This window comes from Paucibacter sp. PLA-PC-4, assembly GCF_026241155.1.
GTDB lineage: Bacteria > Pseudomonadota > Gammaproteobacteria > Burkholderiales > Burkholderiaceae_C > Roseateles_E.
On sequence record NZ_JAPFGP010000006.1, the window covers coordinates 74,240 to 95,637 of the forward strand.

The following is a 21,398-nucleotide window of genomic DNA, read 5'->3' on the forward strand; positions in this document are numbered from 1 at the left end:
ATAGCAATATCTGACCCCCGCTCGTCCTATAGTTGCTGACATCAACTCAGCCACCCTCAAAGGACATTCATGAGCAAGAAGAAAACGGCCCCGGCCTCCGGCGCCAGCATCAATATCGGCATCGATGACAAGGACCGCGCAGCCATCGCTGCCGGCCTGTCCAAACTGCTGGCCGACACCTACACGCTCTACCTGACCACCCACAACTTCCACTGGAACGTCACCGGGCCAATGTTCAACTCGCTGCACGCGATGTTCATGACCCAGTACACCGAGCTGTGGAACGCGGTCGACCCGATTGCCGAGCGCATCCGCTCGCTGGGCCACCCCGCCCCGGGCTCCTATGCACAGTTCGCCAAGCTCAGCTCGCTAAAGGACGCACCGGCGACGCCCCCCAAGGCTCTCGAGATGGTGCGCATCCTCGTCGAGGGCCATGAGGGCGCGGCGCGCACCGCGCGCAGCCTATTCCCGCTGGTCGACAAGGCCAGCGACGAGCCCAGCGCCGACATCCTGACCCAGCGCCTGACCGTGCACGAGCAAACCGCCTGGATGCTGCGCAGCCTGCTGGAAGAGTAAATGCGATTGGCAGCAGCACCGCTGACCCTGCTGCTGGTCGCGGGCTCGGTGCAGGCCCAGGCCTTGAGCTGGGACGAGGCGCTGCAGCGCCTGCGCTCCGGCTCCGACCAGCTGGCTGCCGCGCGCGCCGGCCTCGCCCACAAGCAGGCCCGCGCCGAAGGCATCGCCAACCTGGGGGGCCCCAGCCTGAGCCTGACCGGTGCTGCATACCGTTACAAGGCCAGCCTGGACATCGATCTGGACCCCTTATCCCAGCGCCTGGACCAGATCGTGCCGCAGTTGCCGCCGCTGCTGGGTCAGGTCTTGCCTGCCCTGCCGCAGCTGCCGCACAGCTACACGCTGGAGCGCAGCAACAGCGGCAGCACCGCCTCGCTCTCGGCCGTCTGGCCGCTCTATCTGGGTGGCGCGACCGAGGCCGCGCGCGGCCTGGCCGCCGCCCAGACCGCCGAGGCCAGCGCCGATCTGCAAAGCAGCGAGCATGAGGCGGCAGCGATGCTGTCACAGCGCTACTTTTTGACCCAGCTGGCGCGGCGCGCCGCCGCGCTGCGCGAGGCCGCCGCCGAGGGCATCGCCGCCCACGACGCGGCGGCCGAGAAGATGCTCGTCACCGGCGTATTGTCCAAGCTCGAACGGCTGCAGGCCCGCGCCGCCTTGGAAGACGCCCGCTACCAGGCGCGCAAGGCGCGCAGCGATGCGGACCTGGCGGCGCTGGCGCTGGCGCGCAGCCTCAAGCTCGACGCCCCGCCCCAGCCCAGCACGCCGCTGGCGCTGAACCCGCGGCCGCTGCCGCCGCTGCAGGACTTCATCATCGTCGCTCTGGCCAACCATCCGGGCCTGGCCAAGGTGGCGGCCAAGAAGGAACAGGCCAGCGAGCTGCAACGCGCCGGCAAGGCGCTCAACAAGCCGCAACTGTTCGCTTTCGGCCAGCGCTCGCTGACGCACAGCGGCGATTGGGTGGCCGGCGTCGGCCTGCGCATGAATCTGTTGGACTCGCTGGACCACGGCGCGTTGGACCGCTCGCACGCCAGCCAGATCGCCCAGGCCGACGCGACCGACGCCCAGGCGCGCAGCGATATCGCGTTGCTGGTCGAGCGCCAGTGGCGGGCCACCGAAAACGCCCGCGAGCAGTACCTGAGCCTGCTGGCCCAGGATGAGCTGGCCCATGAGCTGCTGCGCCTGCGCCAGGCTGGCTTGCGCCAAGGCACCAGCACCACGCTGGACCTGATCGACGCCGAACTCAACCTCGCCAAGCAGCGCACCGGCCGCGCCCAAGTCGCTTATGACTATGTGATGGCGCTGACTGGCCTGCTGCAGGCCTGCGGTCAGCTCGACAGCCTGGGCGACTACTTGAATCAGGCCGCACTGCGCGTCGAATGAAGAGCACGCCGTCATGAACGCCAAGCAAGTCCTGACTCCGCTACTCATCGCCCTGGCCGCCGGCCTGGGCATCTACGCACTCTGGCAGGCCGGCCGCGGCCCCGAGCAGGCGCCCATCCAGGGGATGATGGAAGCACAGGAAACCGACATCGCACCGAAGCTGACCGGTCGCATCGCTGAGCTGAGGGTGAAGGAAGGCCAGGTCATTGCCAAGGACGAGCTGCTGTTGCGCATCGACAGCCCCGAGGTGCAGGCCAGGCTGGCACAGGCCAGCAATGCCGAGGCGGCGGCCTCTGCGGTGGCGCTGAAGGCGCACAACGGCGCCCGCCCGCAGGAGATCCGGATAGCGCGCGCCAACTACGAACGCGCCCAGGCCGGTGCCGAGCTGGCCAAGAAAAGCCACGAGCGGGTCGAGAGCCTGCACCGTGACGGCCTGGTGGCCACGCAAAAACGCGACGAGGCCGAGGCCAACTGGCGCGCCAGCGAACGCCTGGCGGAGGCCGCCAAGGCGCAATGGGATCTGGCCCAGGCGGGCGCCCGCGCCGAGGACCAGGCGGCCGCCAGCGCCCAGGCCCGTCAGGTCGCCGGACTGGTTCAGGAGGTCGAAGCGGCCCGTGCCGAGACCGAGCTGAAGAGCCCGGTGGCCGGCACCGTGGCCAAGCTGCTTGCCAAGGTCGGCGAGCTGTCGCCGGCGGGCGTGCCGGTGCTGACCGTTGTCGATCTGGCCGATCAATGGGCCGTCTTCAACGTGCGCGAGGACCAACTGGCGCGCTTCGCGATCGGGGCCGAGTTCGAGGCCCGCCTGCCGGCCCTGCCCGAGCAGCCACGCATGCGCTTCAAGGTCACGGCCTCCAAGGTGCTGCCCGACTTCGCCACCTGGCGCGCGACCCGCAGCAACCAGGGCTACGACCTGCGGACCTTCGAGGTCAAGGCGCGGCCGCTGCAGCCCATCCAGGGCGCCCGCCCGGGCATGAGCGTGCTGCTGCCGTGACTTCGGGCTGGCGCTCGGCTTGGGCCAAGGTCTGGGCGCGCGAATGGGCACGAATGGGCGCCAGCCCGCTGGACCTGGCCATGCTCTCCTGGGTGCCGCTGCTGCTGGGCCTGCTGATGCTGTGGACCTTCTCGGCCGGCCAGGCGAGCCGGCTGCCCATCGCCGTGCTGGACCAGGACCACAGCGCCGCGTCGCGCCAGCTGCAACGCCTGCTCGATGCCGCGCCGGGCCTGCGCCTGGCACGACCGCTGGCCGACGCGGCCGAGGCCCGCAGCGCACTGCAGGGCGGCGCGGTCTATGCGGTGCTGGTGATTCCAGCAGGCCTGGCCCGCGAGCTCAAGAGCGGACGTGCCGCCAGCGTCACGCTGCTGCACAACGCCCAGTTCGCGACCCACTCGGGCCTGATCCAGAAGGATGTGCGCGGTGCGGTCGGCACGATGTCGGCCGGCATCGAGATCCTGGCGCGCGAAAAGCGCGGCCAGGCGCCACAGGCCGCGACACAGGGCTTCGAGCCGCTGCGCGCAGGCCTCGGCTCGCAGTACAACCCGGCGCTGAACTACCAGCAGTTTCTCGCCACCGCACTGATGCCGGCCCTGCTGCACCTGCTGGCCATGGTAGCCGGCGCCTGGACCGTGGGCCGCGAGCTGCGCGACGGCACGAGCCCGGCCTGGCTGGACGCGGCCGCGGGTCAGGCCTGGCCGGCCCTGTTGGCCAAGCTGGCCCCCGCCTTGATGCTGCTGGGCGCGGTCGACGCGGCCCTGCTGTTCGCGCTGCTGGGCCTCGGTTTGCTGCCCTCGGGCGCTCCGATGCTGCTGGCCCTGCACGCGGCGCTGCTGGCGCTGTATCTGGCGCTGGGCGCGGCGGTAGCCCTGCTGGCGCGCTCGCTGCGCCTGGCCTTGTCGGCGGCCGGCTTCATCACCGCGCCGGCTTTTGCCTTCTCCGGCATCGGTTTTCCGCTGATGGCCATGCCCGAGGGCGCGCGACTCTGGGCCGAAGCCCTGCCGCTGACCTGGCTGATGCAGGCCCAGGTCGGCCTGCTGCAGCAGGGCTGGGCGGCGCAGCGCGCGTTGCCGCTGCTGGCCGCGCTGACGGCTGCCGCGCTGGCCCTGCTGGCGCTGGCCGCCTGGCGGCTGCGGCGCGTGGCCCATGACCCGACCGCCTGGGGCAAGCGCTGATGAGCGGCTGGCTGCGCGAAGTCGTCGGCACCTGGCGCGCGGTGCTGCGCGATCCAGGCGTGTTGCTGATGCTCTTGATCGCGCCGCTGATCTACTCCTTCTTCTACCCCTGGCCCTATACGACCGAGCAGCTGCAGCGCGTGCCGGTGGCCATCGTCGACCAAGATCACAGTGCGCTGAGCCGCCAGATCCAACGCTTCGCCCAGGCCAGCCCACGCCTGGAGCTGGCGCTGCTGACGGCCGACGAGGGCCAGGCCCGGGCGGCGCTGGCGGCCGGCGAGATCCAGGGCTACGTGCTGCTGCCGGCCGGGCTCAAGCGCGAGGCCGGCCGTGGCCGGGGTCAGGTCGTGCCGGTGCTGGCCGACGGCGCCTACTTCCTCGCCAACAAGATCGTGCTGCTGGGTTTTGTCGAGGTGCTGGGCACCGTGTCGGCCGGCATTGAGTTGCGCCAGTTGCAGGCCCAGGGCCAGTCGCCGCTGCAGGCCGCCGCCAGCCGCAGCCCGCTGAATGTGGAGCTGGCCGCGCTCTACAACCCGCATGAGGGCTATGGCAGCGCGGTAGTGCCGGCGGTGGCGGTGCTGATCGTGCAGCAACTGCTGCTGATCGGTGTGGCGATGTGGGTGGGCCAGCGCCTTGAGGACCGCGCGCGGCCCGCCGATGGCCTCGCTCTCTGGAGCGCCCGCACTGCAGCCTTCGCGAGTTTCGGCGGCCTCAGTGCGGCCTGGTTCTTTGTGCTGATCTTCCCCTTCTTCGGCTATGCCCATGGCGGCAACCCGGCAGGCGCGGCCTTGCTGCTGCTGCCGTTTTGCTGGGCCATCGCGGCGGCCGGTGTGGCACTGGGCGCGCTGCTGGCCGAGCGCGAGCGGGCCATGCAGCTCTTGCTGTGCAGCTCGCTGCCGATGGCCTTTCTGGCCGGCTTCTCGTGGCCGCGCGAGGCTCTGCCGGCGCCGCTGTGGTGGTTGGGCGAGCTCTTGATACCGGCGGTACCTGGAATCCAGGGCTTTGTGCGGCTCAACCAGATGGGTGCGCCGCTGCCAGCCGTAGGTCCGCAACTGCTGGCGCTGTGCTGCCAAGCGCTGGGCTACAGCCTGCTGGCGGCCTGGGCGCTGCGGCGCCGGCCAGCCGCGATCAGCTCTGCTGCGCTGCCTGGCCTTCCAGGATGACAAAGGCGTCGTCGGCCGGCCGGTAGTCCAGCAGCCGGCGCGTCTGGTCTATGGCCAGGCGCTTGTAGCGGTTGTCGGACACGCCGTGCACCACATTGAAACCGCTCAACTCGGCCTCGGCGCAGCGCTGCAGCAGCTGCACCACGTCGCGCTCGCTGATAAAGGCGGCCACATCGCGCGGGCTGTGGCGCTGGCCCGCCGCGAACTCGGCGACATTGGCGATGCGCACCGCCACCGTCGTCATCGTGCCATCCTGCGCGAACAGCGCGGCCAGCGCCTCGCCAAAGGCCTTGCTGGCGCCGTAGAGGTTCTTGGGGCGCGGCGCCATCTGCTCGTGCACCTGCACATCCAGCGCATAGCCCTCGACAGCCTGCGCGCTACTGGCAAACACAAAGCGCTTGCAGCCCTGGGCCCGGGCGGCCGTGAACAGGTTGTAGCTACCGACGATATTGACGGGCAGCAGCGAGCCCATGAAGTCGGCATCCGGCGAGGGGTCGGCCGCCAGATGAATCACCGTGTCAATGCCGGTGCAGGCGCGCATGCAGGCCTGCAAATCACTGACGTCCAGCGCCAGCACCTCGGCGCCGGAATCGGCCAGGCCGGCGGTGGCGATATCGGCCAAGCGCAAAGTCGAGCGATCCGGCTGCGCACGCCAGAAGGCACGGCCTATGCGGCCGGCGGCGCCGGTGATCAGGATCTTGTTCTGGCTCGGTCTTGCTGTGCTCATGGTGGGACGGCCCGGGATTGCTCGCAGCGCAGTGTGCCAGTTGCATTGGCGCGCGCGCGGTCACAGGTCACAATGGCTCATGCTCAGTCCCACCCGCATCGCCATCCTCAGCTTCGACGGTTTCAACGAGCTCGACAGCTTCGTCGCGCTGGGTCTGCTGAACCGGCTGCGGCCGCAGGGCTTCAGCGCAGAGCTGTGCGGGCCGGGCAGCCATGTGAGCTCGATGAACGGCGTCACGGTGCAGCTGCAGCGGCCGCTGGAGTGGGCCAACGAGGCCGATGTCGTGCTGTTCGGCTCGGGCCTCTACACCCGCGCGATCGCCGAGAACAGCGCGCTGCTGGACCGGCTGCAGCTCGACCCAGTGCGCCAATTGATCGGCGCGCAATGCTCGGGCACCCTGCTGATGGCCCGCCTAGGCCTGCTGGGCGACTGCCCGGCCTGCACCGATCTGACGACCAAGCCCTGGGTCGTCGAGGCCGGCGCCGTGGTGCTGGACGAACCCTTCCACGCCCGCGGCCCCATCGCCACCGCCGGCGGCTGCCTGGCCTCGCAGTACCTGGCCACCTGGGTGATGCTGAAGAAGGCCGGTGAGGCTGCGACCCGCGAGGCGCTGCACTATGTGGCGCCGGTGGGGGAGAAGCAAAGCTATGTGCAGCGGCTGCTCGACCGCGTTCGGCCCTTTGTGCACTAGCCGGGTCGAGAGCCGCTTACGCGGCCGCCGCAAGGCGTCTCAGCGCGGGACCAGTTCGAGGTTCCAGGAGAACAGATACTCCTGAGCACAAGGCACGCCCTTGCAGCGCGCAGGCTTGAATTTGGCGCGCATCAGGACGCCCGCGACATAGACGTCAAAGCGTTTGTCCACGGAATCCATGACAGCGACTGATTCAACCTTGCCCGAGGCATCAATCAGGGCGTGCAATCTGAACTTGCCTTGCACTTCGAGAATCTTCTGAGCCTCGGACATTTCCGTGAGGATAGCGGCCAAGCCATTGAGCGGAAACGGGGGCTCGTCGTCAGGCCCCATCGATTCATAGGGCGATTTCAGAATTTCCTTCTGCGCCTCGCTCATCTTTTCATAGGGAAGATTCAAGGGAATATCGGGTGAGATAACCACATCGCGCTTGAACTTGGAGCCGGTTTTTGCTTCAGCATCCTTCAATGAATACTTTGGCGCACTGTCCTGCGCAAACCCCTGTACCGAAGTGAGCAGCAAGGCGCCAGCAATGGAGATCGTTGAGAGAAATGACTGCATGACTGAGTGGAGTGATTGATGCCTAAGTTTCGACGCCAGGGGCAACCCGCCTGCACGACGCGCCGCATTGAAATGTCTCAGTTTCGGCCATGCGCCGATGCTGACGAAGCGGGAAGTTACTGCAAGGGCGCATGCATCAGCGCGGCGGGTGGCTAAAGCGGCAAGCGTGGCAGTTCATCTGGCTTGCCCGGTGAGCGCTTGAACTTTTCGGCAACGAGCTCATATGCGCCGGCCGCATGATCGACGACGGCACGAGTGACGTCGGCAATGGACCGACCGAACATGCTGGCCGCGTCGCCGATGAACCGCTTGAACTCAGCAGTGCTTTCAGAACTGAGAAGTTCCTTCGACTTCACGATGACGAAAGCGACCAGAGCCTTTATCAGCTCACCCCCTATCTCCAGCGCCGACTGCAGCTTTTGCATGATGGCGCTGCGCTCAAGGTCCGTCAGCGCGTTCCAACCGAAGTAGATGGCACCAATTGCGGCGCAGGTCATCGCAGCGGGATTGACAGGTGCAGTCAGGATCGTCGCGGTAGCAGCCATCGGGTGGCCAAGAATGAACTGTCCTATGGCAATCAATCCGATGGGAACAACATAGCCAATGCCGAAGCCAAACTTGGCCGCCTTGATGGCGCCGACGATGACGCTGTCTGCAGCGATTGCAAATGCCATGGTCCTCCCAATGCTTGTTAGATCACGTCCATACAGACTCCCGACGAATGAAGGAGCCGCCCCCCCAACGAACTGACCGCACAGCGGCACGGGGAACCTCAATGCGACGCAAGGCCGTCTAACCTCCCACCAACGCATTCGGCCCGAAAATTTACCGGGAATTCTGTATCTGCGTTTCGATCCCGCCAAGAACGTGTTTGCCCTATATGGGGTGAATGAGATCGGCACAGCACAGCAGGTTCGAGCAGCCGGGCCGATCATGAAGTCGTACGCACAGATCACGCGCCTTGTTCGAAGACTTGCGCAACAGCGATCTTCCGATGGCGACGCTGGCCGTAAATGCTGCCAGACCGAAACCCAGGTTCAGGTGAGCGCGTTGTGACTGCAGACCCATGCTCGGCACCAACATCCAGCAGATCGCGAATGCCAGCGCTGCCACTGTAGGCGGGCTCAGCATGATGGCCCGCTCCTTGCTGTTGCATGGAATTGCCAGGGTTGTTCTTGCAATTCCGTGCAGCGTCTCAGCGCCTGCGAGTACGACGCACAGGGCAACTTTACGAATCAGCCTGCCTGAATCCATGACAATCTTGTGTTCTTTGGCCCCACCGTGTCGCCGGGCCACGGTGTCTGGCTGGCTCGCGAAGCGGTACCGACTTCACATCTGCTTCTCGCAGGTCTTCAGGAGTCCCGCGTGTGCGGACATTGCCACGGATGCCGGCACAGTCGCGAGTGGGTGGATGCCCGTCCCAGGGCCGGGACGGGGGCGCCGGCCGGCCCCGCAAGCAGCCTGCCCACCCCCTGCGATAATCTCCTGCTTCCCAAGCCCTGCCCCGCCCGGCTGACCGTTCGTCCGCTCTCCCAAAAGAGGTGGCCCGGGTGCTTCACAGGCTCGGCTACACCCCAACACCGATCTTTGGCCGCTCGATCGAACCGCCCTCATCACCATGTCCGCCGATAGTCCCATCGCCTCGCGCATCGAAACCGAAGTGCGCCGCCGCCGCACCTTCGCCATCATCTCCCACCCCGACGCAGGCAAGACCACGCTGACGGAGAAGCTGCTGCTGTTCTCGGGCGCGATCCAGATCGCCGGTTCGGTGAAGGCGCGCAAGGCCTCGCGCCATGCGACCTCGGACTGGATGGAGATCGAGAAGCAGCGCGGCATCTCGGTGGCTTCGTCGGTGATGCAGATGGAGTACCGCGACTGCGTGATCAATCTGTTGGACACCCCAGGCCACCAGGACTTCTCGGAAGATACCTACCGCGTGCTCACGGCGGTGGACGCGGCGCTGATGGTGATCGACGCGGCCAACGGTGTTGAGCCGCAAACCCGCCGTCTGCTGCAGGTCTGCCGCGCCCGCAACACGCCCATTCTGACCTTCGTCAACAAGATGGACCGAGAGGTCCAGGACCCGCTGGCGCTGATGGACGAGATCGAGCGCGAGCTGGGCATGACGGTCGTGCCTTTCACCTGGCCCGTCGGCATGGGCAAGGCCTTCCACGGCGTGATGGATCTGCGCAAGCAGCAGATGCGGGTGTTTGCGCCGGGGGAGGATAGGGCCGCCGGCGAAGAGGAGGTGCTGGCGGGGCTGGACAATCCCGAGTACGCCAGCCGCTTCGGCATGCAGTACGAGCAGGCCCAGGGCGAGATCGAGCTGGTGCGCGAGGCCGCGCCGGCCTTTGACCTGGAAGACTTCCTCGCTGGCCGCCAAACGCCGATGTTCTTCGGCTCGGCCGTGAACAACTTCGGGGTGCAGGAAATCCTGGACTCACTGGTCGAGCTGGCGCCGGCGCCGGGCGAGCGGGCCGCGCTGCAGCGCGTGGTCAAGCCCGAGGAAACCAAATTCAGTGGCGTGGTGTTCAAAATTCAAGCGAATATGGATCCGGCCCACCGCGACCGCATTGCCTTCCTGCGCGTGGCCTCGGGCCACTTCGAGCGTGGCATGCGGCTCAAGGTGGTGCGCTCCGGCAAGGAGTTGCGGCCCAACACGGTGGTGAGCTTCCTGAGCCAGCGCCGCGAGCTGCTGGACGAAGCCTTCGGTGGCGACATCATCGGCATCCCCAACCACGGCGTGCTGCAACTGGGCGACACCATCACCGAGGGCGAGGCCCTGCAGTTCACCGGCCTGCCCTTCTTCGCGCCAGAAATGTTCCGCAGCGTCGAAGTGGCCGACCCGCTGAAGACCAAGCAGCTCAAGGCCGGCCTGACCCAGCTGGGCGAAGAAGGTGCGATTCAGGTCTTCCGCCCCATCGTTGGCAGCGTACTACTCCTGGGCGCGGTCGGCCAGCTGCAGTTCGAGGTGGTGGCGCACCGCCTGGAGCATGAGTACGGGGTCAAGGCTCGCATCACTGGCAGTCGCTTCCAGGTGGCGCGCTGGGTGACCTGCGACGATGAAAAAGAACTCAAGCGCTTCATCGACGCCAACGACCACCGCATGGCCTATGACGCGGTGGACGCACCGACGGTACTGGTCGAGTACGCACCTGAGCTGCGTGCGATCGAGAGCAACTGGCCCAAGATCAAGTTCCACGCGCTGCGAGAGCATGCGGGGCTGGTGTTCCAGCGCCGAATCGACGGCTGACACGAAAAGCTTGTCATTGCCGCCCTTCACCGGAGTTTGGCCGCCACGGGGACTGCCTACACTAGTGCGATGCAGGACGGGGCAGCAGGAGGGCTGGGCCGGCGCGCCTTCACGGTGCTGGCGCTGACGGGAATGGTCATCGGGGGCGCCGAGTCGCGAGAGCCCGGCGTACGGCTGCGCGGATTCACCGAGAACCTGCCGCCGCTGAACCACGAGATCGACGGTGAGCCCGCTGGCTTCAGCGTCGAGCTGCTGCGGCTGATCGCCGCTGAGACCGGGCTGCCGCTGGACATCGAAGTCATGCCCTGGCCGCGTGCTCAGCAGGGCGCCTCGCAAACCCCGGCCAGCTTGCTGTTTTCGCTGACCCGCACGCCCGAGCGCGAAACCCAGTTCCAATGGGTGGGGCCGATCAGCCCGCGCCGCATCATGATTTACCGGCTCAACCAGCGCACCGACATCCAGCTCAGCAGCCTGCACCAGTTGCAGGGCCACCGGATCGGCGTGGTGCGCGACTCGGCGGCGGCACGCCAGCTGCTGGCCGACGGGCTGCGACCCGAGGAGCATCTGGAGTGGGCGCTGGATGACGAGAGCAATCTGCGCAAGCTCCTGGCTGGCCGCATGTCACTGCTGCTGATGCTGGACTGGGCGGCCGCCTGGCATCTGCGCCGGCTGCAGCTGCCTTCGGACACGCTGAGTGCCGTGCTGCCCCACGACACCGACAAGTCCTATTGGTACGGTCTGCCGCCCGACAGCGACCCGGCCCTGGTGAAGCGCCTGCAGACGGCGCTGGACCGTATCAGACGCGACGGCCGCTATGCACAGCTGCGGCAGCGCTACTTCGCCTGAATCGCTAGACTGGCAGAGCCCACCATCGCCCGAGGCCGCCGATGACCATTTTGCAGACCGAAAGACTCCGCCTGGAGCCCTTTGCGGACCACCATTTCGAGGGCCTGCACGCGATCGACAGTGACCCCGAGGTGATGCGCTACATCAGCGGCAAGCCCGACACCCGCGAAGACACGGCGGCGGGGATAGCCCGGGTCAAGGCCCGCTGGGCCGAGTGGGGCTATTCCTGGTGGGCCTTCATCGAAACGGACAGCGACCAGGTCGTCGGCTCCGGTTGCATCCAGCACCTGGCTCGGGACAGAAGCAATCCTCTGGAAATCGGCTGGCGGCTGCGGCGCGACCGCTGGCACCAGGGCTTAGCCTCGGAGGCGGCCCAGGTCATGGCCGCCTTCGCCTTCGACACCTTGCGCACGCCGCTGCTGTGCGCCGTCTGCCACCCCGACAACAAGGGCTCGGCGCGCGTGATGCAGCGGCTGGGCATGAGTTATCGTGGGGTCGAGCGCTGGTACACGATGGACACCTCGGTCTACGAGATCAGCCGCGCGGACTGGCAAATACGAACCGGATCTTAGTTAGGAGCCCCACGATGCAGACCCTTGACGAGATGCTGACGCTGAAGCTGCTGACCCCCGATCAACACGACGAGATACGCGCCTGGGCGCGCCGGGCCAAGACGCCCGAGAAGATCATGCAGATGCCGCCCCATCTGTGGCGGGCGCTCGAGGAGGCCAGTGTGCTGATGGACTTCGACGCGGACCTGGCCACCAGCCAGTAGCCGCCGTGGTGCTGCGCCGGCCGGGGCGCAGCCATCACCATCGACCGGCCATTGCTGCAGTGCACAATAGGCGCTCCACCAGCCTCGGGAGCTTGCATGCGCCGCGTTGTCTTCAATCAGAAGGGTGGGGTCGGCAAGTCGACCATCGCCAGCAATCTGGCCGCTATCGCGGCCTCTCGCGGTCGGCGCACCCTGCTGATCGATCTCGACCCGCAAGGCAATAGCAGCCGCTATCTGCTGGGCGACACGGCCGACGATGCAGCCGCCGGGGCGGCCGAGTTCTTCGAGAGCACGCTGAAATTCAGCGTGCGCGCACCCAAGACCGATGACTTCATCGTCGAGACGCCCTGGCCCGATCTGCAACTGATGCCCGCCAGTCCGGCGCTTGACGAGTTGCACGGCAAGCTGGAGAGCCGCTACAAGATCTACAAGCTGCGCGACGCTCTGCTCGAGCTGGCCGAGGACTACGACGAGATCTGGATCGACACGCCGCCGGCCCTGAACTTCTACACCCGCTCGGCGCTGATCGCGGCCGAGGGCTGCCTGATCCCCTTCGACTGCGACGACTTCTCACGCCGCGCCCTCTACGGCCTGCTCGACAGCGTGCAGGAGATCCGTGCCGACCACAATGCGGAGCTGCGGGTCGAGGGTATCGTGGTCAACCAGTTCCAGCCACGCGCCAGCCTGCCGCAGCGCACCGTGCAAGAGCTCATAGCCGAGGGCCTGCCGGTGCTGCAGCCCTATCTGAGCGCCAGCGTCAAGATCAAGGAGTCGCACGAGCTGGCGCGGCCGATGATCCATCTGGATCCGCGCCACAAGCTGAGCCTGGAGTTTGTGGCTTTGTACGAAGGCCTGAACCCGGACGCCTGACAGCGCGGCGCCCGGGCACAAGACCTACTGCGGCACGCTCAGTACGCCGGCATCGAAGGCGATGGCATCGGCGGGCGCCGGCGTCGCGGCCCAGGGCGGCACATCGCCGGCCGCCAGCGCGGCCGCAGCGGCGCGCGGCGTCGTGCGAACCACCTGGCTGGCCGGCAGCGCCGTACCGTTCTTCAGGTGGGCCCACATCTGATCCATCGCGCGCACGAAGTAGACGTGCAGCGGGATGTAGCGGGTCTCATAGCCCAGCAGCGCGCCAAAGGCGATGAAGCTGTCGAAATGTTGCGCATTGGTGACTTCGTAGTAGCGGGTCTTGGCCGTGGCCGCCTCCTGCACCAGGTTCTTGCCGTAATAGGCGCGCCCCGCATGGTTGACCGGGATCAGCGTGTCGTTGCGGCCGGCAACGATGATGGTGGGCAGGCCGCGCAGCTTGGCGCTGAGCTGCACCTCGTTCATGCCGGCGATCACGCGGTCCGACCAGGCTTTCATAGTGCCGAACAGGCCGGCGCCACTGACCGTGTCCTTGCCGGTCACCAGGGTCCGCATACACAGCGCTCCGTCGAGCGCGAAGTCGGCGCTGGCGCTGCCCGGCGAGACGGCCAGAAAGTCCAGCTTGGCGCCTCCGACTGAGTCGTTGTAGACGATGTTGACACCCGAGGTGGGCGGCACGCCGTTGCCGCCCGAGAACAGCGAGGCCTGCACCGCCGGCACCTGGGCGACCACATCGCCGCTGGCATTGGTGTTGGCATAGCTGAAGCCGCAGACGTTGTCCGTGACCTTGAAGCGGCCGTAGCTGTTCACATAGGTCATCACGATGGAGTTGGTCGCGAAGCGGTAGTGCGACTGCTGCAGATAGTTGGTCTCGGCCATCCAGCCATAGGCGTTCATCTTGGCAAGCGCCTCGTCGGCCTGCTCGGCCAGGCTCGCGCCGGCGAGAAGTCCGCGGGTCTTCAGCGCCGCGCAGCGGTTCTGCGCGGATGCTGTGTAGGCGGCCGGCCAGAAGGCCGCATTCAGCGACAGCCCGGCCTGGGTCGAGAGCGCCGCGCAGGGCTGGTAGATGTTGGCGAAAGTGAAGTAGTCGATCAGCGGCTTGCTGTGCGTGGCCACCGTGGTCGCGCCCTGCTTGATCGTCAGTCCCGTGTTGGCGCCGGGTTGGGCATTCGGCTCGGTGACGGCCACGCCGTCGATCAGACTCTCGGTGTCCTGCTCGGCCGCCGCCAGCGCGGCGCCGCCGCCGTTGGAGACAGACGAAGCGATCACCGTGGTGTTGGCCGGCGTGATCACGACCTCCTTCTTGCCGGGCTGTGCGGCGATGTCCTTGCCGTACTTCTCGTTGAGCACATAGAAAGCGAACTTGATTGCGCGCAAGGTGTCGCGGCCCCAGTCCTTCTCGGGGTTCTGCTGCGAGTGCGCATGCTTGTAGGCAACCCGGTTCGGGAAGGCTGCGTTGTAGCCCAGGCGCTCGGCCTCGCTGAGATCGGCCTTGAAATGTGCCTTCTTGGCGGCCGCCGTCGCGCTGGCGATGGTGCCGTCGATCTGGATCAGGTTGTCGCTCATCAGGTCGTGCAGACCGTTGCCCGAGCCCTTGTCCACATAGGCCACCGCGCAGCCGCGCTTGAGGCCCCATTCGCCGGCCGTGCCGATGGCGCCGTACACGCCACGCGAACCCGAGGAGGTTGCGCTGACGATGCAGGGCTTGGTGGCGTCGAAGCCGACCGGGACCTGGACCATCATTACCACGTTGTGCTTTCCCGAGCCGTCGTCGGCCACCGCGATGTGTTCGCTGCCGGCCACCTTGCCTTCCCCCAGCGTGTCAGCACCGGCGTTGTCGATATTGGGGCCGTAGAGCCTGCCAAAGCCGCCTGCGGCGGTGTAGTCGACCAGGGCGCGGTAGTTGGTGAAGATGGCATTGCGGCGCGCCTCGGCGACGGTAGGCGCCAACGGGTTGGCGAAGGCCGGCGCGGCCGCCGCGAGCAGGCCGGTCTTACCAAGGCCGCCGGTCAGCAGGTCATCGCTGGCGCCGTCATAGTTGGCCGCCACCACGGCGCCGCTGATGAAGCTGGGCAAATTGTTGACCACGGGCGCCGGAGCCGGCGGAGGGGCCGGCGGCGTCGGCGCTGGATCGTCTGAACCGCCGCAGCCGCTCAGCAAAGCGACGGCCAGGCAGGAGGATGTTGCAGTGAAGCGTTTCATCGATGATGTCTCCGGTGATTCGGTGGGGCCTCTCGATGGGGGCCTTGATCCGCTCAGCCCATGGTGACAATCCCGAGTCGGGACGGCTGGCAGTCCGCTAGGCTAGGCAGCCATGCACATCAGCGACAGCCCCGTGATTACGCCCGGGTTTTCCCCAGCCGAGACCTTTGCGGCGCTGAGCCCGCTGGGCCTGGTGCTGGCCCGCGAGCGCGTGCTGCTGTGGGTCAATGAGGCCTTTGCCACGATGTTCGGCTATGCCCGCGAGGACCTGATCGGCCAGAGCTTCTGCCTGCTGTTCGCGACCAAGGCCGAGTTCGAACGCATAGGCCTGCGCATGCAGACCGCGCTGGGCAGCAGCGGCCACTACCAGGACGAGCGCCTGATGCGCTGCCGCGACGGACGGCTGCAGTGGTTTCGTGTCCATGGCCACACCAGCGACCGCTCGGCGCCTCTGCGCGAAGCGGCCTGGGTTTTCGAGCCGCTGACCGGCGGTGTCGCGCCTGGCGCGTTGAGTCCGCGCGAGCGCGAGGTGCTGGCCGGCATGGTCGGCGGCCAGACAGCCAAGGAGTGCGCGCGCGAGCTCGGGCTGTCGCCGCGCACCGTCGAAAAACTGCGCGGCCGGCTTCGCCAGCGCTACGGCGTGCACACCGCCGCCGGGCTGATGGGGCGTGTGCTGGGATTGCCGTGAACGTCATCCGGGTAAGCCCTTGCGCAATCGTACGTAAAGGTCTTCACCCTGCCCCGGCCACCCGGGATCGCCCTACATTGGGCCTCCAACTCTAAGAAAAGCCGATGAGCGAACTCATCCTGGAGACACGCGGACTCACCAAAGAGTTCAAGGGCTTTACCGCCGTCGATGGCGTGGACCTGCGGGTCCAGCGCGGGCATATCCATGCCCTGATCGGCCCCAACGGCGCTGGCAAGACCACCTGCTTCAACTTGCTGACCAAATTCCTGGAGCCGACCCGCGGCGCCATCGTGTTCAACGGCGTTGACATCACCGGCGAGAAGCCGGCCCAGATTGCACGGCGCGGCGTGATCCGCTCGTTTCAGATATCGGCAGTGTTCCCGCATCTGACGGTACTGGAGAACGTACGCATCGGTCTGCAGCGCTTCACCGGCACCAGCTTTCATTTCTGGAAGGGATTGACCGCGCTGCAGCAGCTCGACGCCCGGGTGCTGGCCCTGCTGGAGCTGGTGGACCTGCGCGAGATGGCGGCGCTCAAGGCGGCCGACCTGCCCTATGGCCGCAAGCGCGCGCTCGAGATCGCGACGACGATGGCGATGGAGCCAGCGCTGATGCTGCTGGACGAGCCAACCCAGGGCATGGGCCATGAGGACGTCGAACGCGTCACCGATCTGATCAAGCGGGTGGCCGAGGGCCGCACCGTGCTGATGGTTGAACACAATATGCGCGTGGTCTCGAAGATTGCCGACCGCATCACCGTGCTGGCGCGCGGTGCCGTGCTGGCCGAGGGCGACTACAACGAGGTGTCCAAGCACCCGGCGGTGCTGGAGGCCTATATGGGCAGCGAAGCGACCGAACTGCAGGGGGCGCACTGATGTCGATCGCTCTCGAAATCACAGATCTGCACGCCTGGTACGGCGAAAGCCACATCCTGCACGGCATCAATCTGAGCGTGCCAAAGGGTCAGGTCATGACCTTGCTGGGCCGCAACGGCGCAGGCCGCACCACCACCTTGCGCGCCATCATGGGCCTGACCGGTGACCGCAAAGGTTCGATCAAGGTGCATGGCCAGGAGACCATCGGGCTGCCGACCCACCGCATCGCCCACCTGGGGCTGGGCTACTGCCCGGAGGAGCGCGGCATCTTCGCCTCGCTCACCACCGAGGAGAACCTGCGCCTGCCGCCGCGCCTGCCCGGCGGCCAGGGCAAGCTGATGAGCGAAGCCGAGATCTACGCGATGTTCCCCAACCTGGCAGAGCGCCGCCAGAGCCAGGGCACACGCCTGTCCGGCGGCGAGCAGCAGATGCTGGCCGTGGCCCGCATCCTGCGCACCGGCGCCGACATCCTGCTGCTCGACGAGATCTCCGAGGGACTGGCCCCGGTGATCGTCCAGGCCCTGGCCCGCATGATCAAGACGCTCAAGTCCCAGGGCTTCACCATTGTGATGGTGGAGCAGAACTTCCGTTTCGCCGCGCCGCTGGCCGATCACTTCGTCGTGATCGAGCATGGCAACGTCGTCGAATCCTTTCCCGCCGCCGAGCTAGAGGCCAAAAGAGCCGTGCTCGACGAGCTGCTCAGTGTCTGAGTCCTCCATCAACCTCACATGCCCATCAAGGAGACAAGCATGACCTACTCTCTCAAACGCGTTGCCCTGGCCGCTTGCGCAGCCTGCGCGCTGTCCGGCGGTTCCTTCCAGGCCCAGGCCCAGATCTCCGGCGATGTGGTCAAGATCGGCATCATCACCGACATGTCCAGCCTCTACGCTGACATCGACGGTGCCGGTGGCGTCGAGGCCATCAAGCTGGCCATCGCCGACATGAAGGGCATGGTCGCCGGCAAGAAGATCGAGCTGATCTATGCCGACCACCAGAACAAGGCCGACGTGGCAGCGTCCAAGGCGCGCGAGTGGATCGACACCCAGGGCCTTGACATGCTGATCGGCGGCACCAACTCGGGCGCCAATCTGGCGATGGCCAAGATCGCGGCCGAGAAGAAGAAGCCCTTCATCTCGATCGGCGCCGCCTCCTCGCGCCTGACCAACGAGGACTGCACGCCCTACACCATCCACTACGCGTATGACACCGTGGCCCTGGCCAACGGCACCGGCAATGCGGTGGTCAAGAGCGGCGGCAAGAGCTGGTACTTCCTGACCGCCGACTATGCCTTCGGCGCCTCGCTGCAAAGCGATGCTACGGCCGTCGTGCAAAAGGCCGGCGGCACCGTCGTGGGCAGCGTCAAGCACCCACTGTCGGCCAGCGACTTCAGCTCCTTCCTGTTGCAGGCCCAGGGCAGCAAGGCCCAAATCCTGGGCCTGGCCAATGCCGGCGGTGACACGATCAACTCGATCAAAGCTGCCAACGAGTTCGGCATCACGAAGACGATGAAGCTGGCCGGTCTGCTGATGTTCATCAACGACATCCATTCGCTGGGTCTGCAGGCGACACAGGGCATGTATCTGACCGACGGCTGGTACTGGAACCAGAGCCCCGAGTCGCGCGTCTGGGCGCGTCGCTTCTTCGACAAAATGAAGCGCATGCCGTCGATGCTGCAGGCTGGTGACTACTCGGCGACGATGCACTATCTGAAGGCCGTCGAGACCACCAAGACCGACGATGCCGACAAGGTGATCGCCAGCATGAAAGCCACCAAGGTCAACGACTTCTTTGCCAAGAACGGCGAGATCGGCCCCGACGGCCGGCACCGCTACGACATGTACCTGATGCAGGTGAAGACCCCGGCCGAATCGAAGGAGCCCTGGGACTACTACAAGGTCGCCCAGGTGATCCCGGCCAACGAGGCTTACACGAAGATCTCCGAGAGCAAGTGCGCTCTCGTCAAGAAGTGATCTGAACGTCGATGGATTGAGCTGCTGAAGACATGACAGACTTTTTTGGCATTCCTTTGCCGGCGCTGCTCGGGCAGCTGCTGCTGGGCCTGGTGAACGGCTCGTTCTACGCGATGCTGTCGCTGGGCCTGGCCGTGATCTTCGGCATGCTCAACATCATCAACTTCGCCCACGGCGCCCTCTACATGATGGGCGCGTTCCTGGCCTGGATGGGGCTGGAGTATTTGGGGCTCAATTACTGGGTGATGCTGCTGCTGGCGCCGCTGATCGTTGGCCTGCTGGGCATCCTGATAGAGCGGCTGCTCTTGCAGTGGCTCTACAAGCTCGACCATATCTACGGCCTCTTGCTGACCTTCGGCATCACGCTGGTGATGGAAGGCATCTTTCGCAGCTTCTACGGCGTCTCGGGCCAACAGTACAACGTGCCCGAGGCCCTGCAGGGTGCGAGCAATCTGGGCTTCATGATCCTGCCGAACTACCGCGCTTGGGTCGTCGTGGCCTCGCTGCTGGTGTGCTTCGCGGTCTGGGCCCTGATCGAGAAAACCTCGCTGGGCGCCACGCTGCGCGCCGGCACCGAGAACCCCAAGCTGGTGCAGGCCTTCGGCATCAATGTGCCGCGGATGATCACGCTGACCTACGCAGGCGGCGTTGCGCTGGCGGCTTTTGCCGGCGTGCTGGCCGCGCCCATCCTGCAGGTCACAGCGCTGATGGGCAGCAATCTGATCATTGTCGTGTTCGCTGTGGTCGTGATCGGTGGCATGGGGTCCATCCTCGGCTCGATTCTGACCGGCCTCGGTCTTGGGATCGTCGAAGGACTGACCAAGGTGTTCTACCCCGAGGCCTCCAACACCGTCGTGTTCGTCGTGATGGCCATCGTCCTGCTGGTGCGCCCTGCCGGTCTGTTCGGTAAAGAGAAATGAACCACAAGAACCCCTTGATCGGCTACGGCGCGCTGTTCCTGGCTGTCGCCATCCTGCCCTGGCTGGGCGTCTATCCGATCTTCGTGATGAAGGTCATGTGCTATGCCCTCTTCGCCTGCGCCTTCAATCTGCTGATTGGCTTCACCGGCCTGCTAAGCTTCGGCCATGCCGCCTTTTTAGGCGCGGCCGCTTACGGCGCCGGTCATGCGCTGAAGGTGTGGGGCCTGCCGGCGCCGCTGGGCCTGCTGTTCGGCGCAGGCGCGGCCGCTGCGGTGGGTCTGGTGTTCGGCCTGCTGGCGATCCGCCGCTCCGGCATTTACTTCTCGATGATCACGCTGGCGCTCGCCCAGATGTTGTTCTTCTTCTTTCTTCAGGCGCCCTTCACCGGTGGCGAGGATGGACTGCAGTCGGTGCCGCGCGGCAGTTTTTTCGGCATTGACCTGAGCAGCGACCTGAGCCTGTACTACGTCGTGCTGGCGATTTTCGGCGCGGGCTTCTGGTTGATCTACCGAACCGTGCATTCGCCCTTTGGCCAGGTGCTGACCTCGATCCGTGAGAACGAGGCACGCGCCACCTCACTGGGCTACGACGTCGATCGCTTCAAGCTGGTGGCCTTCGTGCTATCGGCCGCGCTGGCCGGCTTGGCCGGCGCCACCAAGACCCTGGTGCTGGGCTTTGCGACCCTGACCGATGCGATCTGGACCACCTCGGGCCTGGTGATCCTGATGACCCTGGTCGGCGGCATGGGCACCATGATCGGCCCCATCGTCGGCGCGCTGATCATCATCGCGCTGGAGAACAAGATCGGCGACGCCGGCAAAGCCCTGGCCGAGATCACCGGCATCAACTGGTTCAACGGCCTGGGCGAGTCTGTCAGCCTGGTCACCGGCCTGATCTTCATCATCTGCGTGCTCGCCTTCAGGCGCGGCGTGGTGGGCGAGGCGCTGGCGCTGTGGGACAAGCTCAGGGCGCGCGCCAGCACCTAGCCGGCCAAGCCGACGTAGACCTCTTGCACATCATCGTGCGCGTCGATGGCGGCCAGAAAGGCCTCCACCTCTTCGAGCTCGGCCGCGCCAAGACCCGCCACCGGATTCTTGGGCCGGTAGCCCAGCTTGGCCGAGAGGACGTTGAAGCCATGGGCCGGTAGCGCCTTGACGACCACATCGAGATCGGCCGGCTCGCTGATGAACAGGGTCTGGCCCTCTTCCTCGCCCGGCTCGAAGTCCTGAGCGCCAGCCTCGATCGCGGCCAGTTCCGCATCGGCGCCGGCGGCGGCCGGCGCGCCCTCGATCAGGCCCACATGGTCGAAATCCCATGACACCGAGCCGGCGGCGCCCAGCTGGCCCTTGCGGAACAGCACGCGGATCTCAGACACGGTGCGGTTGACGTTGTCGGTCAGGCACTCGACGATCAGCGGCACTCGGTGCGGCGTGAAGCCCTCATAGGTGACGCGCTCGAACTGCACCGCCTCGCCCAGCAGGCCGGCGCCCTTCTTGATCGCGCGCTCTAGGGTCTCGCGCGGCATCGAGGCCTTCTTGGCCTGCTCGACCACCATGCGCAGCCGCGCGTTCATGTCTGGATCGGCCCCGCCTCGCGCGGCCTGCATGATTTCCTTGGACAGCTTGGTGAAGATGCGGCCCTTGGCATTGGCGGCCAGGTCCTTGTGTTTGGCTTTCCACTGTGCGCCCATGACGGCTGCTCCTTGCTGATCTGCGGGTTGGTGGGGCGGGGTTATACA

At 66.3% G+C, this 21,398-nt stretch carries 23 protein-coding genes; 17 read left to right on the top strand and 6 right to left on the bottom strand.

Going from position 1 to position 21,398, the window contains the following annotated elements; translation table 11 throughout:
• The first annotated feature begins 69 nt into the window (after window positions 1–69).
• From OOZ63_RS10890 to OOZ63_RS10910, 5 genes are read left to right on the top strand one after another with little or no spacing between them, the layout of a single operon-like run.
• Window positions 70–576, top strand: a complete 507-nt coding sequence (locus OOZ63_RS10890) for a Dps family protein (RefSeq protein ID WP_266005494.1) — start codon at window positions 70–72, stop codon at window positions 574–576.
• Window positions 577–1,953 carry a TolC family protein gene (locus OOZ63_RS10895; RefSeq protein WP_266005495.1) on the top strand — a complete coding sequence of 459 codons (1,377 nt, stop codon included), beginning with the start codon at window positions 577–579 and terminating at the stop codon, window positions 1,951–1,953.
• 13 nt (window positions 1,954–1,966) lie between these two features.
• Window positions 1,967–2,944 (top strand): HlyD family secretion protein, encoded by a 978-nt coding sequence (locus OOZ63_RS10900; RefSeq protein ID WP_266005496.1) that lies wholly within the window; start codon window positions 1,967–1,969, stop codon window positions 2,942–2,944.
• Window positions 2,941–4,119 carry an ABC transporter permease gene (locus tag OOZ63_RS10905; protein WP_266005497.1) on the top strand — a complete coding sequence of 393 codons (1,179 nt, stop codon included), beginning with the start codon at window positions 2,941–2,943 and terminating at the stop codon, window positions 4,117–4,119. The genes OOZ63_RS10900 and OOZ63_RS10905 overlap by 4 nt, the downstream gene beginning before the upstream one ends.
• Window positions 4,119–5,282, top strand: a complete 1,164-nt coding sequence (locus OOZ63_RS10910) for an ABC transporter permease (RefSeq protein ID WP_266005498.1) — start codon at window positions 4,119–4,121, stop codon at window positions 5,280–5,282. The genes OOZ63_RS10905 and OOZ63_RS10910 overlap by 1 nt, the downstream gene beginning before the upstream one ends.
• Here OOZ63_RS10910 and OOZ63_RS10915 read toward each other — a convergent pair.
• Window positions 5,248–6,009 carry an NAD-dependent epimerase/dehydratase family protein gene (locus OOZ63_RS10915; protein WP_266005499.1) on the bottom strand — a complete coding sequence of 254 codons (762 nt, stop codon included), beginning with the start codon at window positions 6,007–6,009 and terminating at the stop codon, window positions 5,248–5,250. The genes OOZ63_RS10910 and OOZ63_RS10915 overlap by 35 nt on opposite strands.
• 79 nt (window positions 6,010–6,088) lie before the next feature.
• Here OOZ63_RS10915 and OOZ63_RS10920 point away from each other — a divergent pair, with 79 nt between their 5' ends.
• Window positions 6,089–6,700, top strand: a complete 612-nt coding sequence (locus tag OOZ63_RS10920; RefSeq protein ID WP_266005500.1) for a DJ-1/PfpI family protein — start codon at window positions 6,089–6,091, stop codon at window positions 6,698–6,700.
• Between the two features lie 39 nt (window positions 6,701–6,739).
• Here the strand turns inward: OOZ63_RS10920 and OOZ63_RS10925 are convergent, their stop codons facing one another.
• From OOZ63_RS10925 to OOZ63_RS10935, 3 genes are all read right to left on the bottom strand, one after another.
• The gene (locus OOZ63_RS10925) at window positions 6,740–7,261 is read right to left on the bottom strand and encodes an energy transducer TonB (protein WP_266005501.1); all 522 of its coding nucleotides are present in this window, start codon (window positions 7,259–7,261) and stop codon (window positions 6,740–6,742) included.
• A gap of 152 nt (window positions 7,262–7,413) precedes the next feature.
• Window positions 7,414–7,935, bottom strand: a complete 522-nt coding sequence (locus OOZ63_RS10930) for a hypothetical protein (protein WP_266005502.1) — start codon at window positions 7,933–7,935, stop codon at window positions 7,414–7,416.
• A 202-nt stretch (window positions 7,936–8,137) separates the two neighbouring features.
• Window positions 8,138–8,515 carry a hypothetical protein gene (locus tag OOZ63_RS10935; RefSeq protein ID WP_266005503.1) on the bottom strand — a complete coding sequence of 126 codons (378 nt, stop codon included), beginning with the start codon at window positions 8,513–8,515 and terminating at the stop codon, window positions 8,138–8,140.
• A gap of 364 nt (window positions 8,516–8,879) precedes the next feature.
• Between OOZ63_RS10935 and OOZ63_RS10940 the strand changes: the two genes are divergently transcribed.
• The 5 genes from OOZ63_RS10940 to OOZ63_RS10960 all read left to right on the top strand — a co-directional run bounded on the left by OOZ63_RS10940 (window position 8,880) and on the right by OOZ63_RS10960 (window position 13,005).
• Complete coding sequence (locus tag OOZ63_RS10940; RefSeq protein WP_266005504.1) at window positions 8,880–10,514, top strand: peptide chain release factor 3; 1,635 nt, start codon at window positions 8,880–8,882, stop codon at window positions 10,512–10,514.
• Between the two features lie 69 nt (window positions 10,515–10,583).
• Window positions 10,584–11,360 (top strand): substrate-binding periplasmic protein, encoded by a 777-nt coding sequence (locus OOZ63_RS10945; protein WP_266005506.1) that lies wholly within the window; start codon window positions 10,584–10,586, stop codon window positions 11,358–11,360.
• Window positions 11,361–11,401: 41 nt separating this feature from the next.
• A complete protein-coding gene (locus OOZ63_RS10950; protein WP_266005507.1) occupies window positions 11,402–11,932 on the top strand; it encodes a GNAT family N-acetyltransferase in 531 nt (176 codons plus the stop codon).
• A 14-nt stretch (window positions 11,933–11,946) separates the two neighbouring features.
• On the top strand, window positions 11,947–12,135 hold the full coding sequence (locus tag OOZ63_RS10955; protein WP_137944301.1) for a hypothetical protein: 189 nt from the start codon (window positions 11,947–11,949) through the stop codon (window positions 12,133–12,135).
• A gap of 96 nt (window positions 12,136–12,231) precedes the next feature.
• The gene (locus OOZ63_RS10960) at window positions 12,232–13,005 is read left to right on the top strand and encodes a ParA family protein (RefSeq protein ID WP_266005508.1); all 774 of its coding nucleotides are present in this window, start codon (window positions 12,232–12,234) and stop codon (window positions 13,003–13,005) included.
• Between the two features lie 24 nt (window positions 13,006–13,029).
• Here the strand turns inward: OOZ63_RS10960 and OOZ63_RS10965 are convergent, their stop codons facing one another.
• Window positions 13,030–15,207: a 3-hydroxybutyrate oligomer hydrolase family protein gene (locus OOZ63_RS10965; protein ID WP_266005510.1), complete on the bottom strand. Its 2,178-nt coding sequence runs from the start codon at window positions 15,205–15,207 to the stop codon at window positions 13,030–13,032.
• 112 nt (window positions 15,208–15,319) lie between these two features.
• Between OOZ63_RS10965 and OOZ63_RS10970 the strand changes: the two genes are divergently transcribed.
• From OOZ63_RS10970 to OOZ63_RS10995, 6 genes are all read left to right on the top strand, one after another.
• The gene (locus OOZ63_RS10970) at window positions 15,320–15,895 is read left to right on the top strand and encodes a LuxR C-terminal-related transcriptional regulator (protein ID WP_266005511.1); all 576 of its coding nucleotides are present in this window, start codon (window positions 15,320–15,322) and stop codon (window positions 15,893–15,895) included.
• 104 nt (window positions 15,896–15,999) lie between these two features.
• A complete protein-coding gene (locus tag OOZ63_RS10975; RefSeq protein WP_266005512.1) occupies window positions 16,000–16,770 on the top strand; it encodes an ABC transporter ATP-binding protein in 771 nt (256 codons plus the stop codon).
• On the top strand, window positions 16,770–17,480 hold the full coding sequence (locus tag OOZ63_RS10980; protein WP_266005513.1) for an ABC transporter ATP-binding protein: 711 nt from the start codon (window positions 16,770–16,772) through the stop codon (window positions 17,478–17,480). Before OOZ63_RS10975 ends, OOZ63_RS10980 begins: the two co-directional genes overlap by 1 nt.
• A 39-nt stretch (window positions 17,481–17,519) precedes the next feature.
• On the top strand, window positions 17,520–18,740 hold the full coding sequence (locus tag OOZ63_RS10985; protein WP_266005515.1) for an ABC transporter substrate-binding protein: 1,221 nt from the start codon (window positions 17,520–17,522) through the stop codon (window positions 18,738–18,740).
• 32 nt (window positions 18,741–18,772) lie between these two features.
• A complete protein-coding gene (locus tag OOZ63_RS10990; protein WP_266005517.1) occupies window positions 18,773–19,660 on the top strand; it encodes a branched-chain amino acid ABC transporter permease in 888 nt (295 codons plus the stop codon).
• Window positions 19,657–20,646, top strand: coding sequence for a branched-chain amino acid ABC transporter permease (locus OOZ63_RS10995; protein WP_266005518.1), 990 nt, complete (start codon window positions 19,657–19,659; stop codon window positions 20,644–20,646). The genes OOZ63_RS10990 and OOZ63_RS10995 overlap by 4 nt, the downstream gene beginning before the upstream one ends.
• On the opposite strand, the gene OOZ63_RS11000 is transcribed toward OOZ63_RS10995, so the two are convergent.
• Window positions 20,643–21,350, bottom strand: a complete 708-nt coding sequence (locus OOZ63_RS11000) for a YebC/PmpR family DNA-binding transcriptional regulator (protein ID WP_262972127.1) — start codon at window positions 21,348–21,350, stop codon at window positions 20,643–20,645. The genes OOZ63_RS10995 and OOZ63_RS11000 overlap by 4 nt on opposite strands.
• Window positions 21,351–21,398 lie beyond the last annotated feature (48 nt).

Excerpts from the sequence above, each read along its gene's own strand:
- OOZ63_RS10925 (WP_266005501.1), bottom strand. The coding sequence starts at position 7,261 with ATGCAGTCATTTCTCTCAACGATCTCCATTGCTGGCGCCTTGCTGCTC.
- OOZ63_RS10910 (WP_266005498.1), top strand. The coding sequence starts at position 4,119 with ATGAGCGGCTGGCTGCGCGAAGTCGTCGGCACCTGGCGCGCGGTGCTG.
- OOZ63_RS10960 (WP_266005508.1), top strand. The coding sequence starts at position 12,232 with ATGCGCCGCGTTGTCTTCAATCAGAAGGGTGGGGTCGGCAAGTCGACC.
- OOZ63_RS10930 (WP_266005502.1), bottom strand. The coding sequence starts at position 7,935 with ATGGCATTTGCAATCGCTGCAGACAGCGTCATCGTCGGCGCCATCAAG.
- OOZ63_RS10970 (WP_266005511.1), top strand. The coding sequence starts at position 15,320 with ATGCACATCAGCGACAGCCCCGTGATTACGCCCGGGTTTTCCCCAGCC.
- OOZ63_RS10950 (WP_266005507.1), top strand. The coding sequence starts at position 11,402 with ATGACCATTTTGCAGACCGAAAGACTCCGCCTGGAGCCCTTTGCGGAC.
- OOZ63_RS10940 (WP_266005504.1), top strand. The coding sequence starts at position 8,880 with ATGTCCGCCGATAGTCCCATCGCCTCGCGCATCGAAACCGAAGTGCGC.
- OOZ63_RS10965 (WP_266005510.1), bottom strand. The coding sequence starts at position 15,207 with ATGAAACGCTTCACTGCAACATCCTCCTGCCTGGCCGTCGCTTTGCTG.
- OOZ63_RS10890 (WP_266005494.1), top strand. The coding sequence starts at position 70 with ATGAGCAAGAAGAAAACGGCCCCGGCCTCCGGCGCCAGCATCAATATC.
- OOZ63_RS10900 (WP_266005496.1), top strand. The coding sequence starts at position 1,967 with ATGAACGCCAAGCAAGTCCTGACTCCGCTACTCATCGCCCTGGCCGCC.
- OOZ63_RS10955 (WP_137944301.1), top strand. The coding sequence starts at position 11,947 with ATGCAGACCCTTGACGAGATGCTGACGCTGAAGCTGCTGACCCCCGAT.
- OOZ63_RS10915 (WP_266005499.1), bottom strand. The coding sequence starts at position 6,009 with ATGAGCACAGCAAGACCGAGCCAGAACAAGATCCTGATCACCGGCGCC.
- OOZ63_RS10985 (WP_266005515.1), top strand. The coding sequence starts at position 17,520 with ATGACCTACTCTCTCAAACGCGTTGCCCTGGCCGCTTGCGCAGCCTGC.
- OOZ63_RS10980 (WP_266005513.1), top strand. The coding sequence starts at position 16,770 with ATGTCGATCGCTCTCGAAATCACAGATCTGCACGCCTGGTACGGCGAA.
- OOZ63_RS10995 (WP_266005518.1), top strand. The coding sequence starts at position 19,657 with ATGAACCACAAGAACCCCTTGATCGGCTACGGCGCGCTGTTCCTGGCT.
- OOZ63_RS10990 (WP_266005517.1), top strand. The coding sequence starts at position 18,773 with ATGACAGACTTTTTTGGCATTCCTTTGCCGGCGCTGCTCGGGCAGCTG.
- OOZ63_RS10945 (WP_266005506.1), top strand. The coding sequence starts at position 10,584 with ATGCAGGACGGGGCAGCAGGAGGGCTGGGCCGGCGCGCCTTCACGGTG.
- OOZ63_RS10935 (WP_266005503.1), bottom strand. The coding sequence starts at position 8,515 with ATGGATTCAGGCAGGCTGATTCGTAAAGTTGCCCTGTGCGTCGTACTC.
- OOZ63_RS10920 (WP_266005500.1), top strand. The coding sequence starts at position 6,089 with ATGCTCAGTCCCACCCGCATCGCCATCCTCAGCTTCGACGGTTTCAAC.
- OOZ63_RS10975 (WP_266005512.1), top strand. The coding sequence starts at position 16,000 with ATGAGCGAACTCATCCTGGAGACACGCGGACTCACCAAAGAGTTCAAG.
- OOZ63_RS10895 (WP_266005495.1), top strand. The coding sequence starts at position 577 with ATGCGATTGGCAGCAGCACCGCTGACCCTGCTGCTGGTCGCGGGCTCG.
- OOZ63_RS11000 (WP_262972127.1), bottom strand. The coding sequence starts at position 21,350 with ATGGGCGCACAGTGGAAAGCCAAACACAAGGACCTGGCCGCCAATGCC.